Source organism: Sphingobium sp. B2D3A (assembly GCF_025961795.1).
Classification (GTDB): domain Bacteria; phylum Pseudomonadota; class Alphaproteobacteria; order Sphingomonadales; family Sphingomonadaceae; genus Sphingobium.
The window spans coordinates 2,906,261-2,921,243 of the sequence record NZ_JAOQOI010000001.1 but is presented as its reverse complement, the minus strand read 5'-3'; the positions used below and the strand labels follow the sequence as shown (position 1 = coordinate 2,921,243).

The 14,983-nt window shown below is 64.7% G+C and carries 12 protein-coding genes, 1 tRNA gene and 1 pseudogene; 4 read left to right on the top strand and 10 right to left on the bottom strand.

The window, feature by feature from the left end:
* Positions 1–109: 109 nt before the first annotated feature.
* The 4 genes from M2337_RS13535 to M2337_RS13520 all read right to left on the bottom strand — a co-directional run bounded on the left by M2337_RS13535 (position 110) and on the right by M2337_RS13520 (position 4,968).
* Positions 110–577 carry a GNAT family N-acetyltransferase gene (locus M2337_RS13535; protein ID WP_264588603.1) on the bottom strand — a complete coding sequence of 156 codons (468 nt, stop codon included), beginning with the start codon at positions 575–577 and terminating at the stop codon, positions 110–112.
* A 26-nt stretch (positions 578–603) separates the two neighbouring features.
* Positions 604–1,266, bottom strand: coding sequence for a tRNA (adenosine(37)-N6)-threonylcarbamoyltransferase complex dimerization subunit type 1 TsaB (gene tsaB, locus M2337_RS13530; protein ID WP_264570668.1), 663 nt, complete (start codon positions 1,264–1,266; stop codon positions 604–606).
* A 49-nt stretch (positions 1,267–1,315) separates the two neighbouring features.
* A complete protein-coding gene (locus tag M2337_RS13525; protein ID WP_181559983.1) occupies positions 1,316–1,903 on the bottom strand; it encodes a NifU family protein in 588 nt (195 codons plus the stop codon).
* A gap of 110 nt (positions 1,904–2,013) precedes the next feature.
* On the bottom strand, positions 2,014–4,968 hold the full coding sequence (locus M2337_RS13520; protein ID WP_264570667.1) for a M16 family metallopeptidase: 2,955 nt from the start codon (positions 4,966–4,968) through the stop codon (positions 2,014–2,016).
* Positions 4,969–5,262: 294 nt separating this feature from the next.
* On the opposite strand from M2337_RS13520, the gene M2337_RS13515 reads away from it, so the two are divergent.
* Positions 5,263–6,378 carry an NADH:flavin oxidoreductase gene (locus tag M2337_RS13515; RefSeq protein WP_264570666.1) on the top strand — a complete coding sequence of 372 codons (1,116 nt, stop codon included), beginning with the start codon at positions 5,263–5,265 and terminating at the stop codon, positions 6,376–6,378.
* Positions 6,379–6,450: 72 nt separating this feature from the next.
* Here M2337_RS13515 and M2337_RS13510 read toward each other — a convergent pair.
* A tRNA-Met gene (locus M2337_RS13510) sits at positions 6,451–6,527 on the bottom strand.
* 141 nt (positions 6,528–6,668) lie between these two features.
* Between M2337_RS13510 and M2337_RS13505 the strand changes: the two genes are divergently transcribed.
* Positions 6,669–7,901, top strand: coding sequence for an NAD(P)/FAD-dependent oxidoreductase (locus M2337_RS13505; RefSeq protein ID WP_181559980.1), 1,233 nt, complete (start codon positions 6,669–6,671; stop codon positions 7,899–7,901).
* Here the strand turns inward: M2337_RS13505 and M2337_RS13500 are convergent.
* Complete coding sequence (locus tag M2337_RS13500) at positions 7,898–8,266, bottom strand: MarR family winged helix-turn-helix transcriptional regulator (RefSeq protein WP_264570665.1); 369 nt, start codon at positions 8,264–8,266, stop codon at positions 7,898–7,900. The genes M2337_RS13505 and M2337_RS13500 overlap by 4 nt on opposite strands.
* Positions 8,267–8,615: 349 nt before the next feature.
* On the opposite strand from M2337_RS13500, the gene M2337_RS13495 reads away from it, so the two are divergent.
* Entirely contained in the window at positions 8,616–10,997 is a 2,382-nt protein-coding gene (locus M2337_RS13495) for a TonB-dependent receptor (RefSeq protein WP_181559978.1), read from the top strand.
* A 180-nt stretch (positions 10,998–11,177) separates the two neighbouring features.
* Here M2337_RS13495 and M2337_RS13490 read toward each other — a convergent pair.
* Positions 11,178–11,606: pseudogene (locus tag M2337_RS13490) on the bottom strand (2'-5' RNA ligase family protein); the annotation flags it as partial.
* Between the two features lie 85 nt (positions 11,607–11,691).
* Here M2337_RS13490 and M2337_RS13485 point away from each other — a divergent pair.
* Complete coding sequence (locus M2337_RS13485; RefSeq protein ID WP_264570664.1) at positions 11,692–12,096, top strand: sugar transporter; 405 nt, start codon at positions 11,692–11,694, stop codon at positions 12,094–12,096.
* Positions 12,097–12,103: 7 nt separating this feature from the next.
* On the opposite strand, the gene mltG is transcribed toward M2337_RS13485, so the two are convergent.
* From mltG to M2337_RS13470, 3 genes are all read right to left on the bottom strand, one after another.
* Entirely contained in the window at positions 12,104–13,075 is a 972-nt protein-coding gene (gene mltG / locus M2337_RS13480) for an endolytic transglycosylase MltG (RefSeq protein ID WP_264570663.1), read from the bottom strand.
* Positions 13,076–13,083: 8 nt separating this feature from the next.
* Positions 13,084–14,343 carry a beta-ketoacyl-ACP synthase II gene (fabF, locus tag M2337_RS13475; RefSeq protein WP_264570662.1) on the bottom strand — a complete coding sequence of 420 codons (1,260 nt, stop codon included), beginning with the start codon at positions 14,341–14,343 and terminating at the stop codon, positions 13,084–13,086.
* A 170-nt stretch (positions 14,344–14,513) separates the two neighbouring features.
* The gene (locus tag M2337_RS13470) at positions 14,514–14,747 is read right to left on the bottom strand and encodes an acyl carrier protein (protein ID WP_181559973.1); all 234 of its coding nucleotides are present in this window, start codon (positions 14,745–14,747) and stop codon (positions 14,514–14,516) included.
* Positions 14,748–14,983 lie beyond the last annotated feature (236 nt).

Sequence of the window (14,983 nt, the reverse complement as noted above, 5' to 3'; positions counted from 1 at the left end):
ATGAAGTTCCCATTATCAACTTGCGACCCGTAGAATCACTATTCTTAGGCTATATTCTACCATTAAACATTATGGGGATTGAACGATGAGCGCAAGAGAAGTTTCGGACTCAGGACGTCCCCTGTCCCAAAACGAGTTTCAAACTCAAAGCATCAAAGCGGGAACCGTTCGATCCACAATAGTAGTTAAGTCGAACATTATACTGATGAAAGCCGGCTTTGATATAAAGATGAAGAGCTGGATTCCCTGATCGCACTTCCAGAAAAACTGTTTCTGCGCCGGTTCCCTCGGCCTCTGTCATGCAGCGATCAAGTAATCGGCGGCCATGTGTCCGCCCACGATGATCCGGATGGACGGCAAGCAAAAGAAGCTCCGCTTCGCCGGCAATACTGCGGATCAGGCCGAAGCCGACCGGTCCGGCGTGGGTGTAGCCAGTCACCAGAATGGAGCCGGGCAACTGCATCATGCCCATCAATTGCGCAGAGGACCATGCTTCGCCAAATTCCGGTGGGAAGGCGGCCGACATCACCTGCATGGCGGCGCCGATCTCGTCCACACAAGGATCGAGACTGGCCACGATGCGGAGCGCCTCCTTGTCCTGCATCAGCGAACCGGCGCTGGTCTGGGCTTGCTTAAGGCAGCCATGGGCTTCGCGTCTGCCCCGCGCCCGTAATCGGGCACGGGCGGGCGGGTGCGCTGCGTGACGGGCAGGCGGACCACCGCGCGGGCATCGGGAAGCAGCGGAACGGCCTGACCCCGCGCGCCGGCATCGACCAGCGTCTGGGCACCCGAGCCGACGAGCAGGCCGACGTTGAGAGACGCCGCCAGTTCGTCGATTGGCGTGGATCGGACGGTGAGGGGCGGGCCGTCGGGCGTGACAGGCGATGCCGCATCCGCCCAGAAGATTTCGCCATGTCCACCGACCATCGTCACTGCGAACGGCTCTGTCGGTGCCAACTCGGTGCGCGCGATGGCGGCAACCAGATCGAGGGAGCCATAGCCGGAAACAGGCACCTGCCATGCGAAGCCCAGCGCGCGCGCGGCAGCCAGCCCCACGCGCACACCGGTGAAGCTGCCGGGGCCAATGTTCACGAGAATGGCGTCAGCGCGGCCGCCCTCGGGCAGCGCGGCGATAGCGGGCAGCAGCTCTTCGGCATGACCGCGCCCCAACTCGCGATGCGTTGCGTCAATCAGCTGGTCGCCATCGAAAAGGGCGATGGAGAGCGCCGGCGTGGCGCAATCGATGATGAGCGTGCGCTGCGCCAAGGGCTGGCTCATCGTGCGCGTGGGGGAACGATCCGGCGCATCGATCGGCTCAGACGGCCCGGACTTCGGTCACTTCCGGCACATAATGCTTGAGCAGCTGCTCGATGCCGTTCTTGAGTGTCGCGGTTGAGGAGGGGCAGCCGGCGCAGGCGCCCTGCATCCGCAAGAAGACAGTGCCGCGCTCAAAGCCGCGATAGACGATATCGCCGCCATCATTGGCGACGGCGGGGCGCACGCGGGTGTCGATCAATTCGCGGATCTGCGCGACGATGTCGGCATCGGCCGGGTCGTCGCCGGGCATGGCGCCATCGTCCTCATTCTCCGCCGGAACGCGGATATCGTGCGCTGTGCCCGGCGCGAACAGCGGCATGTCCGCCGAGAAATGGTCAAGCAGGATCGCGATTACGTCGGTGCGCAGCGAACTCCACGCAACGCCCGGCGCTGCCGTGACCGAGATGAAATCCCGGCCGAAGAACACCCCGGTCACATCCCCGAGGTTGAACAGCGCTTCGGCGAGCGGCGAGGCCGTCGCCTCGTCTGCGCTTGCGAAATCGCGCGTGCCGGAGGTCATGACCGGGCGCCCCGGCAGAAACTTCAGGGTTGCGGGATTGGGGGTCTGCTCGGTTTCGATGAACATGCTGGCTCTCGCGCGAAGGACGGAGGCCGGCTTGAACGCGCGCCGGCCAAGGATGCGACTGGCTCCCATTTGGGCCGTCACCGGCGCTCGTGCAAGGGGCGAGTTGGCGCCTAGCGCGTCGGAGCGGATGCCGATCCGGCCGATGTGCCGAGCGCCGGGGCCGGCGCGCTCTCGGGCAGAACCACCGCGGACCAGCTTTTCTCCGGCACGAGATAGCGGGCAGCGAGCGCCTGCAGGTCGGCCGGCGTGATGCTCGTGAGGTCACGCCCAAGGGCGCGCGCATAGCCGAGCTGGTTCTCGTCCCGGGAGAAGCCCTGCAACTGGTCCATCCAGAAGGCATTGCTGTAAGCCGCGCGCGTCAACAATTGGCGGACAGGCGCGATCTGACGGTTGAGTTCATCCTCCGTCACCGGATTGGTGGTCAGATCGCGCACCAGTTCATCCACCAGCTGATAGAAATACGGAATGCGCTCGGGCTTGAGCTGGGTCTGCACGACCAGGAAGCCGCCGCCGTTCATGCGTTCGGGCCAGTTGCTCGATGCGCTGGGCGTATAGGCCGCACCGTCAATGGAGCGCAGCCGCTCGAACAGCCGGTCGGTGATGATGCGGGCCAACATCTCAAGCTGGCGGCTCTCGCGAATGTCGGCGACGCCACTGCCGGTCGGCCAGGCGATGATCGCGGCGGCCTGTTCGTCCGGCCCGTCATGGACGATGCGAACCGGGGTCGCGACATGAGCGGGGAAATTGAGCGCGAGGTTGCGGGCCGGTGGCGGTGCGTCGGCGCGTTTGGGCAGAGCGCCGAAGCTGGCGGCCACGGCGGCAATTGCCTGCTCGACATCGAGATCGCCGAACACCTGGATTTCAATGGGGCCGTTGGCGAGGCGGGGCGCCCAGACCTTGCGGAAGGTATCCAGCGTCAACGCCGTGCGATCATCCGGAGAGGCCGGGCTGAAGCGGGCATCCTTGTCACGCAGCATCCATTCAAGATCGCGGCCAATGGCTTCCGCAGCGGAGGCCGGCACCGGATCATAGCTAGCCTCAAGCATCGCCATGGAGCGGCGCAGCGGGGCCTCGTCCCAGCGGGGGAAAGCCAGCTTGGAGGCGAACAGGCGCAGCTGATCGGGATAATCCTGCGGGCTGCTCGTGCCGCTGAGCGTGAACGCATCGTCATCGATGCCGAAGTTCAGCGACAGGCGGCGGCCGCTCATCAGATCGTTCAGCTCTCGCTGGCCGAGGTCGCCGATGCCACTGGCAGTCAGCGCATAGGGCACCGCCCACAAGGCGGCGCGCTCATCCGGCGCGAAGCTCTGGCGGCCATGGCCCCAGCGCACATTGATATGCACCTTGCCCGGTTCGGCTTGATTGCCGGCGACCAGCAAGCGAACACCATTCTCGAACGTGACGTTCTGGATGCCGAGCACACCGAGGTCCGTGCGCGAGGCAACCTTGCCCGGCGCGGGCAGCTTGGGCAGCGCGGCCATGGTCACCCGCGAATCGCTCAGGCGCGCGCGGGAATTGGGCTCTACCTGCGCGCTGAAGGCAGTCTGCAGGCGCTGTTCGGCATTGTCCTGGGGCGCGCGCAGGCTGAGCAGGGCGCGTTCCACCGTAGCGGAGAACAGCCGGTTGGTCGCCGCGAGCAGTTGCTCGGGCGTCATATATTTCTTGGAGGACTGGTAGATGGCGAGCTGGTCCTGCGGGGAGACGACCGTCTCGCGAATATCCACCGCCTGCACGATGCTCTCGACCTGCTGGGGACTACCCTCAATGGCTGCACTGGCTACCAGCGCAGCGAAGCCTGCTTCCATGCCCTGAAACTCGCGGTCGATATCGACCTGACTGGGGGCAACCCGGCGAGCATCCTCGATGATCGCGCGCACTTCCTGCAGCGCCTTCTCCCAATCACTCCCATTGGGCACGATGGTCACATAGGTCGCATTGGCCGAGCGCATGCTGTTATCCAGCGACACATTGGCCTGCACGAACGACGCACCGTCGCTGGCCACGGCTTCGAGGCGCCGATTGATCAGTTCCAGCGCGACCATGTCGGCCAGCCGCATCTGGTTGAAGACGATCGTGTCCTCGTTGAACACCCATGGCCGCAGATAAGCGAGGCCCACGCTATAGGGCACGCTCGGCTCGACGATCACCTTGGTGGCCGGGGCGGAGGGATCGGGCTTGCCGAAGTCGGGCAGCGGCGTCGCGCGGCCCTTGGCCTTCCAGCCGGAAAAATGCGCGTGGACCATCGCTTCGAGCGCGGCCGGCTCCATGGACCCGGAAATGGCGATCACGGTGCGATCGGGGCGATACCAGCGGTCGTGGAAGGCGCGCAGGGCCTGCGGCGTCGCCTTGAGCAGCGTCTGCTCGGTGCCGATGGGGCTGTGGCTGGCGAGGCGCTGGCCGGCGAAATAGAAAGCGCGGATTTCGTCTCCCAGCCGGGCGCCGGGGCCAAGGCTCTCGCGCCGCTCGGCGAGGATGACCGCGCGTTCGGCCTCCACGGGCGCCTTGCTGATGTTGGGCTGCTGCATCATCCCGGCGAGAATGCGCAGGCTCTCGTCAATGCCTTCGTTGGTGGCGCGCGGCAGATCGAGCGCATAGGTGGTGCCGGTGGGCGTGGTCTGCGCGTTGCTGTCGCTGCCGAACTCGGCGCCCAGCCGCTGCCAGATCCGCTTCGATTCGCCATCGGGTACATCCCGCGATCCGCGGAAGGAGAGATGCTCGATGAAATGCGCAAAGCCGGCTTCGGCAGGCTCTTCCATCAGCGAGCCGACATCCACCCGCACGCGGATCGATACCTGTCCGGCCGGCACATCGTTGCGGCGGACCGCATAGCGCAGGCCGTTGTCCAGCACGCCGAACTGCCATGCCGGGTCGATGGGCACGTCGCTCTTCTCGTAGAGCCACGGGCGCTCGGCCGGAACGGTGGGCTTGAGCGTCGGCTCGCCCGCCTTGGATTGCGGCTGGAGAAGGCCGGGCACCTCGCCCTGTGCGGCCAGTGGCGCCGAAGCGATCAGGCCAAGGACAACGGTCGCGGAAACGATGGGCCGGAAGATATCGGAAAAGGTCATGATGCCAGTCTATTGCCCATTGCGTGCGGGGTCACCCTGAAACTCAGGGCAATGATGGTCGGGGGAGGAATGCCGGCCTTCGCGGAAGATGAGCGCGCGGGTTGGTTGCGCGTACAGGCGGTCGGTCGGCACGCCGCAGGTATCGCATCCCAGCCTGAACGCCAGATGACCGCGCTTGTGGCTGGGTCTGCCTGATGGGGCGCTGCCGGCAAATCCTCTCCGACATTTGGCATTTGGCGTCGCGCGCCTATCTACCAAGCCGACGACCCACTCTGAACCCTGGAGTTACCGGCTATGCCTGGCATTGGCGACGTACTTTTTCGGCCTTTTAAGTTCAAATCGCTCTCCCTCCCCAATCGCATCGTGATGGCGCCGATGACGCGGGCGAAGGCGCCTGGCGGCATCCCCGGCCAGCCCAACGCGGACTATTACCGGCGACGGGCCGAGGGCGGGGCAGGGCTCATTCTCTCGGAAGGCACGGTGATCGACCGGCCAGCCTCGCGCAACGATCCGGGCATTCCGTTCTTCCATGGCGAGGCGGCGCTGGCCGGCTGGGCGGGAGTGATCGAGGCGGTCCATGCCGCCGGCGGGCGAATGGGGCCGCAGCTCTGGCACACCGGCTCGACTCGCACCGGTAGCGGCTGGGAGCCGGACGCGCCGGTTGAAAGCCCCTCCGGTCTGCTCGCCCCCGGCGAACCGCGCGGCGTCGCGATGACCGAAGAGGATATCGCCGATACCGTGGCGGCCTTCGCCAAGGCAGCCGCCGACGCCAAGCGCCTCGGCTTCGACACCATCGAGATCCACGGCGCCCATGGCTATCTGATCGATCAGTTCTTCTGGTCTGGTACCAATGTTCGCGAGGATCGATATGGCGGATCTACCATCCGCGAGCGGGCGCGCTTTGCCGGTGAGGTCGTCGCCGCCATTCGCGCTGCGGTCGGGCCAGATTTCCCGGTGATCCTGCGCGTCAGCCAGTGGAAGCAGCAGGATTATTCCGCCCGTCTGGCCGCAACACCGGCCGAGATGGAGGATTGGCTGCAGCCGCTGGTGGATGCCGGCGTCGATATCCTCCACTGCTCGCAGCGCCGCTTCTGGGAGCCTGAATTCCCGGAGATCGACGGCGAGGCCGGCCTCAATTTTGCCGGCTGGGCCAAGAAGCTAACCGGCGCGCCGACGATCAGCGTCGGGTCCGTCGGCCTCTCGGGCGAGTTTCTGGCGGCTTTCGGCGGTGAAAGCTCGAGAAGCGTGGAGCTCAATCGCCTGATTGAGCGGATGGAGCGCGACGAATTCGACCTCATCGCCGTAGGCCGCGCGCTGATCAGCGATCCGCAATGGCCCCGCAAGGTGCAGCAGCAGGATTGGAGCGACCTTAAGGGTTTCAGTCCGGCGGACCTGCAGGAACTCGTCTGAGCAGGGGAGGGCGCGCCACGTCCATGGCGCGCTCTTCCAGCCTCGGCTTTGCGATCTACGTTGCTGGAAGGATGGTAGCGGAGGAGGGACTCGAACCCCCGACACGCGGATTATGATTCCGCTGCTCTAACCGGCTGAGCTACTCCGCCCCAAGGGCTTGCTGCCGCCTTGCGGCGTCAGGCCGGCGCGCTATACGCAGGCGAAATCGGATGGTCAATGGTTGACCGTTCGATTGCGGCACCTTCGTTTCTCTGGCAAGGCCGCGGGGTAATTTGCATTGGGGAGATGACGTGCAGCATTTCGACTGCTTGATCGTGGGGGGAGGCCATGCCGGTGCACAGGCGGCGATCCTGCTTCGCCAGCTCAAATATGAGGGCTCCGTTGGCCTGATCGGCGATGAGCCGGAATTTCCTTATGAGCGTCCGCCGCTGTCCAAGGACTATCTGGCCGGCGAAAAGACCTTCGAGCGCATCCTGCTGCGCCCGGCCAACTTCTGGACGGATCAGGCGATTTCGCTGTTCCTCGGGGAGCGGGTCAAGACGATCGATCCGGTCGCGCATCAGGTGGTCACGGCCAAGGGCACGGAATTTTCCTATGGCAAGCTGATCTGGGCGGGTGGTGGCTCGGCCCGGCGGCTGTCCTGTCCGGGCTCGACGGCGAGCGGCCTGTTCACCGTGCGGTCGCGCGCCGATGTCGATGGGTTGATGGCCATTCTGCCCACGGCGGAGCGGTTCGCCATCGTCGGCGGCGGCTATATCGGCCTTGAAGCGGCGGCAGTGCTGAGCAAGCTCGGCAAGCAGGTCACGCTTCTGGAGGCGCAGGAGCGGCTGCTGGCGCGCGTTGCCGGGCCGGAACTGTCCGACTTCTTCGCGCAGGAACATCGCGCCCATGGTGTGGACGTGCGCCTCTCGGCCTCGGTGGATGCCATCGAGACCGGTGATCAGGGGCAGGCCACCGGCGTTCGGTTGGCCGATGGCGAGGTGATCCCGGCTGATGCGGTGATCGTCGGTATCGGCATTGTGCCGGAGACCGGGCCGCTGATTCTCGCGGGGGCGAGCGGCGGCAACGGCGTGGATGTCGATCAATATTGCGAGACCTCGCTGCCTGACGTCTACGCGATCGGCGATTGCGCCGCGCATGAGAACCGCTTTGCGGCGGGGCGCCGGATGCGGCTCGAATCGGTGCAGAATGCCAATGATCAGGCACGCACGGCCGTGCAGCATATCATGGGTAACCCCGCTCCCTACGAGGCGGTGCCGTGGTTCTGGTCCAACCAATATGATCTGCGCTTGCAGACGATCGGCCTGTCGCTGGATTTCGACGAGTGCATCGTGCGCGGCGATCCGGCTTCGCGCAGCTTCTCGGTCGTCTATCTGCGGCAGGGGCATGTCATCGCGCTCGACTGCGTCAACCGCACCAAGGATTATGTGCAGGGCCGCGCCCATGTCGTCGCCGGGAGCCGCCTGGACCGGGCGCAACTGGCGGATGGCGAAATTCCGTTGAAAGAGGTCGGCGTCGCCTAGCGGCTGAGGTCGGACGCGTTCGAGGGGGATAAGCCCTCGGCGCGCGCCGGCCTGATCTTGCGCAGCAGATCGATCAGCAGCTGTTGCTCCTGTGTATCGAGATGCGCCAGAAGCTGGGCTTCGTGCCGGTGGATGCGTGCGGCGGCCTCGGTGAAGGCGGCGGCGCCCTTGTCCGTCAGCGTAAGGGAAAACGCCCTGCGGTCCGCTGTCGAAGGCCGGCGCGTCACGAAATCGAGCGCGACGAGCTGATTGACCAGGGTCACCATATTGGTGCGCTTGATGCCGAGCGCGGTGCCCACCCGGCCCTGGCTGATGCCGGGATTGGCAGAGACGACCGACAACACAGCAAAGAGCACTTGCCGCATGTCGCTATCGGCAAAGGTGCGGGAGAAGTCGGCAGACATTACCGCGAAGGCGCGGCGAAGATGATAGCCGGCCAGATCGCCCAGAAGACCGAGCGAAAGCGCATCGGACGGTTCGGCAGATTGGTCGATGGCTCCCCTCCTGATGCTTGCGGTTGCCTCATGGCCATGGCTTCCCGCCTGAAAATCATTTCCCAGCTAAGGGTGTGTTGCGCGTATATCACAGCCGCGCACTGATTGTTATGCCGCATTGCTAGTTGCGCATGATGGGCTTATTTTCGCGGCCAGGTCAATGCCCTGCGGGGCACGCGCGGCCCCGCTGCGCCGACCAAGAAACCACAGGGAGGATATCATGAAAGCCCCATTTCTCATTGGCGCAGCGCTCGGCGCGCTGATCTCCACGCCGCTCTTGGCGCAGGATACGGCCGCGACCCAGACGCCCCAGGCGATGGATACGGAATCGGATGCCGGCACGATCATCGTGACTGCGCGTCGCCGGGCCGAATCCCTGCAGGATACGCCGGTCGCGATCTCCGCCTTCGATGCGCAGGTGCTCGAAGACCGTCAGATTAACCAGACGTCCGATCTCGAGACGATCACACCCAACCTCCAGTTCAAGACGGCGGGCCAGCTCTCCGGCAACTCCGCCGCGACGGTGGTGTTCATCCGCGGTATCGGCCAGCTCGATCCCACGGCGGCGGTCGATCCGGGCGTGGGCATCTATCTGGATGAAGTCTATGTCGGCCGCGCCGTCGGTGGCGCCATCGACTTCGGCGATATCGCCGGCGTTGAAGTGCTGCGCGGCCCGCAGGGCACGCTGTTCGGCCGCAACACCATTGGCGGTGCCATTCTCGTGCGCACCAAGCAACCTGAGCTGGGCCGGTTTGGTGCGGATGTGCGCCTGCGCCTTGGTTCGGACAGTCTGATGGAAGGCTTTGCCGCCCTCAACATTCCGCTGGGCGACACGTTGGCGGCGCGCGTCTCGGGCGGTTTCCGCAAGCGCGATGGCTATGTGATCCGCGAATATGACGGCATTGATCTCGGCAATGACGATAGCGCGACGCTGAATGGCGCGCTCTATTGGGAAGCCAGCCCGGACATCAAGGTGAACATCCGCGGTGACTACACCAAGCGGGACGAGAACGGTGCGCCGTTCGTCTTCGCCGGCGTGAACCGGAACGCACCGGTCGCGGCGATCGCGAGCGTGGCGGCCGGCTGCCCCGGCGCGACCATCCCGTTCGCGCCGCTCACGCCGGGCGATCCGCGCTTCGGTGCGCCGAACGTGCCGCAGATCAACGATGCTCGCTGCGCCAACAATTTCCAGGACAAGGGCCCGTTCGTCAATGGCGGCACGGCCCCGGTGCTGAGTACTTCGGAAGTCTGGGGCGTCTCGGGCACGGTCACCGCGAATGTGACCTCTAATGTCCTGCTGAAGTCGATCAGCGCCTATCGCTCCACCCAGTCGCGCGGCGTGCGCGATGCGGACAATACCCCGCTGCTGCTGATCACCACGGATGTGGGCTCGCAGTCCGACCAGTATAGCCAGGAACTCCAGCTGCAGTATGAATCGCCGGTGCTCAACGGCATCATCGGTGGCTATTACTTCAATGAGAAGACCAACGAGCGGGCGACCGTGCCGCTGGCCTTCCCGCCGTCGCCGCCGGTCATCGGGTCCCTGCTGGCAGGCGGCCCCGGCTCGCGCGACCTGCAGGTTTCTGATCTGGAAACGGATTCCATCGCGGTATTCGGCGAGCTTTCGGTCAAGCCGATCCAGAATCTCGAGATTTCTGGCGGTTTGCGCTACACGCGGGACAAGAAGAAATATCACGGCATCGTGTTCAACCTGTTCCCAGCCACGCTGCCGGACCCGGATCCGCTGCCGACGCTGGCGATCCCGCAGGGTGGCCCGCTGTTCATCTATCCGGGCCCCTATTCGCAGAGCTTCTCTGCGCTGACCGGCTCGGCGAGCGTGCGCTATTCGTGGACGCGCAATGTCAGCACCTACATTTCCTACTCGCGCAGCTTCAAGTCGGGCGGCTTCAACACCCGCTACAATGCGGCGCCTCCGGGCAATGTGCCGACGCCGTTCGACGAGGAGAAGGTGGATAGCTACGAGATCGGCGCCAAGTTCGATTTCGGCGATTTCCGCTTCAACGCGGCGGCTTTCCAGGCGGATTACAGCAATATCCAGCTGATCTTCCGTCAGGGTGTCGTGCCGCTGCTGTTCAACGGCGGCAAGGCGCGTATTCGCGGGCTTGAAGGCGAGCTGAGCTATCATCCGCGCGCTTACGGCCTGCGGATCGACATCGCGGCGAGCACGCTCAACGATGAGATCCTGAGCATCACGCCTGTTCCGGGCGCGACGGCGACGGTTCAGCCGGGCGATGACCTGCCGTTCACGCCCTCTTTCCAGGGCAATTTCGGCATCGGCTATGAGATCCCGCTCAACGACGACGTGACGCTGACGCCTCGCTTCGACGGCAATTACAGCGCCAGCCTCAAGTTCATCACCGGCAGCGTGCCGGAGATCGAGCAGGACGGCTATTTCGTCGGCAATGCATCCGTCACGCTCGCCAACAAGGCGACCGGGTGGAAGCTGACCGGCGGCGTGCAGAACCTGTTCGACGAGCTGTATCTGGTGCAGGGCAATGCGTCGCTCGGCACGCTCGGCTATGCCGAGAAGATCTACGCACGTCCGCGCAGCTGGTATGTGCAGGCGTCGATCTCGTTCTGATTGTGACGAAACGGCCGGCAAGGCCCGGCTGATGCAGCGGCCCGCTTCGTGATGAAGCGGGCCGTTTCGTTTGTGACGACGATCAGCGACGAAGCGGTGCTGGCTCAGGGCAGACCAGGGGCCGCCTTCATAAACCCATACCGCAAGGCCGGCGATGCCAAGAGGGGCAGGGCGGATCTGTGTCCGCAACAGCGCCAGCGTCTCCTTCGCGACGGAGGGAGCGACCTTGTTCTGGACCGTGATGTGCAGGCGCTTGAGTGCGTGGTCCTGCGGGATGAGGTGCCGCTCAAACCGCTCGGCGATCATGGCGCGTATGTCGAGAAGTTCGCCACTCTCCACCGCCAGCGCGACAAGGCCGCCTGACCCGAACGGCTCGCCCAGACTGGCCGGAGGTGGGGGACGATCGACCAGTCCCTTCAGCATCGTCCGCAGTTCGGCATGCAGGGAAGGCGGGAGATGGTGGAACAAGGTGATGTGGGCGGGCACCTGATTGCGAGCGGCGGGATAATGGGTCTGACGCAGCCCGTCGGCCCATGCTTGGTCCGCGCTCCTCAACTGAGCGGTGACGATGAGGGGGCCGCGGGGCAGTTCGAGGACAGTTTGCGTCATGTCAGAACCGGGCTAAATGGCCGTGCAACAAGCCATGGGGAGGGGGTGTGTGATGACGGGTGTGGGGGACCATCGCAGCCGGAGCATGTCGCGGATTCCGGCTATTCTGTTTCTGATATGGACCCTGATCGGCATCGCCGCCTTCCTTGTCCAATCGACCGCCAATCTCGAAGAGCTGGCCATGGCCGATCCCTATCAGGCGGAAATCTGGGCCAACATGCCGCGCTGGGCCTGGCTGAGCTACGGCGTGGCCGTTGCCGCCGCGTTTGCCGGCGCCGTTGCCATTCTGGCACGGCGCGCCGCCGCCGTCTGGTTCTCGCTCATCGCGCTGATCGCCATATTGATCCAGTTCAGCTACTCCTTCCTCGGCACCGATCTGCTGGCGGTCAAGGGCACCAGTGCGGCGCTGTTCCCGGCCTTCATCGTGCTGATTGCGCTGCTGCAACTGGGCTATGCGCTGCGGTTGCGGAGCAGGGGTTTGCTCCGCTGAGCAAAGCTCACATTTCGCCGCGTTGACGGCGGATGTCATACCATTTGCGCACATTCGCATTATGCTCGGCCAGCGTCTCCGCGAAGATATGCCCGCCCTTGCCATCCGCGACGAAGTAGCGCGCTTTCGTTGCCGCCGGCCGCAGGACGGCCTCGATAGAACTGCGTCCGGGGTTGGCGATCGGCCCCTTGGGCAGGCCGGTCATCGCATAGGTATTATAGTCGTTCACCGCGCGAATCTCCGACTGGAGGATGCGGCGCCCAAGCGGCTTGCCCTTGGTGATCGGGTAGATGATCGTGGGGTCGGCCTGCAGCATCATGCCCTCGCGCAGCCGATTGGCGTAGACACCGGCCACCGTCGGTCGCTCGGCGGGGATGGAGGTTTCCTTCTCCACGATGCTGGCGAGGGTGACGGCCTGCTCAGGTGTCTTGACTGGCGTTGCAGCCGAGCGCTTGGGCCACTGCGCGGCAATGAAGCTCGTCATCGCGGCCTGCATCCGGCCCAGCACTGCCGCGCGGGTCTCGCCTTTCTGGTAGCCATAGCTGTCCGGCATCACCGAGCCTTCCTCGGGCACGGGAATGTCTCCGGTCAGCTCGGCATTGGCCATCAGCCGCTCATGTACGAGGATGGAGGGCATCCCTTCAGGGATGGTGACGAGGTGGACGAGAGTCTTGCCGCTCTGGAGAATGCCCAGAATGTCGGCGCTGCTCGCCCGCCGGGGAATGCGATATTCGCCCGCCTTGATCGATCCATCGCCGCCCAGCACCCGCGCGCGGGCAAGGAAGGCGGTGGCGGAGCCGATAGCGCCTTGCGCCTCCAGCTCATCGGCCGCCTTGCGCAGCGTCGCGCCCTCGGGAACGATGATCGTCGCGTCGGCTTCAAGCGGGCCGGGCCTCGACCAGCCATGGACGAAGAGAAGCGCCGCAACGGCCAATCCGGCCAGCAGCAGAGCAGCGACCGTGAGGACGATGCGGCGCATTGCGGCCGTCAGAGAGCCTTGAGCACAAGGCTGGCGTTGGTGCCGCCAAAGCCGAAGCTGTTGTTGAGCACGGCCTTGACCTTCCGCTGCTTTGCCGTGTGCGGAACGAGGTCGACACCCTGGCAGCTGTCGCTGGGATCATCCAGGTTGAGGGTGGGCGGCACGATCTGGTCACGCATCGCAAGGATGCAGAAGATCGTCTCGACTGCACCGGCACCGCCGAGCAGATGCCCGATGGCCGACTTGGTGGACGACATCGACATGGTCTCCAGGGCCGGGCCGAACAGCCGCCGCACTGCACCCAGCTCCAGCTCGTCGCCGAGCGGGGTGGAGGTGCCGTGGGCGTTCACATAGTCGATATCGGCAAGCGAAAGCCCGGACCTGCGCATGGCCATTTCCATCGCCCGATAGGCGCCCGAGCCTTCCGGATGGGGTGCCGTGACATGATAGGCATCGCCCGAGAGACCGTAGCCGAGGATCTCTGCGTAGATCTTCGCACCGCGCACCTTGGCGTGCTCATATTCTTCCAGCACAACCACGCCGGCCCCTTCGCCCATGACGAAGCCATCGCGAGCCTGATCCCACGGACGGCTGGCGCGCCAGGGTTCGTCGCGAAATTCGGTCGACAGCGCGCGCGCCTGACCGAAACCGGCAATGCCGATCGGGCAGATGGCGCTTTCCGCGCCGCCGGCGAGCATCACATCGGCATCGTCGAGCGCGATCATCCGCGCCGCGTCGCCGATCGAGTGAACGCCCGTCGCGCAGGCCGTAACGACGGCGTGATTAGGGCCCATCAGGCCATATTTGATCGAGACCTGACCGGAGATCAGGTTGATCAGGCGACCGTGGACGAAGTGCGGGGAGACCCGCTTGGGGCCCTTGTGCTCCAGCACCAGCGATTCGCTCTCGATGCCCGGCAGACCGCCAATGCCCGAGCCGATCGAACAGCCGGTGCGCAGACGCTCGGCTTCGCTCATCTCAGTCAGGCCGGCATCTTCTATGGCCTGGCCGGCCGCGTCGATGCCATAGACGATGAACGGATCGACCTGACGCTGGACCTTGTGATCCACGCGCTTGTTCGGGTCGAAGCCGAATTCATGATCCGGGGCCTTCACTTCGCAGGCGTAATTGGTGTGGAAATCGGTCGCGTCGAAACGGGTGATCGTTTCCGCGCCCGACCGGCCGGCGATGATGTTCTTCCAGCTTGTCTCCACGTCGCCGCCAAGGGGCGAAACCATGCCGAGACCTGTTACGACGACACGACGCATTTCACTCTCCTGATCCAGTCACCCGGCCAGTTGCCCGGAACGCCGGGCGCTGATCAAACACGAACGGCCCTCCCATGGCGAGTCAAACCCGCAACCGGAGAGCCGTATCCATGTGTATTCACTGGCCGGTGCATGTCCGCGACGAGGCCGCGAACCGGGCTCCCGCTATCTTACTGCTTGCCGTCGATGAAATCGATCGCGTCCTTGACGGTGGCGATCTTCTCGGCAGCATCGTCGGGGATTTCGACGCCGAACTCTTCCTCAAAAGCCATGACGAGCTCGACGATGTCGAGGCTGTCAGCGCCCAGATCGTCGATGAAGCTCGCGTCTTCGGTCACCTTGTCCGCCTCGACGCCGAGGTGCTCGACGACGATCTTCTTCACGCGATCCGCGGTCTCACTCATGAGAGGTCCTTTGCTTTACTTTGGTCTTCAATCTGGAGATGCCCTAGAGCCTAGGGCCGGGCGTGACAAGAGGCTAGCGATAGCGGGCGCAATTGCCCCGTGCGCGGCGCCTTTCCGTCCACTCACAGCGTTGCGCGGCGCCGGAAGACGTAGCGAATCTGGTGGCGCCCCTCGCAAAATTGCTTTGCGCGCGGTGCGCTCACGCCCATATGCGCGGACACGATCAAGATAATCCG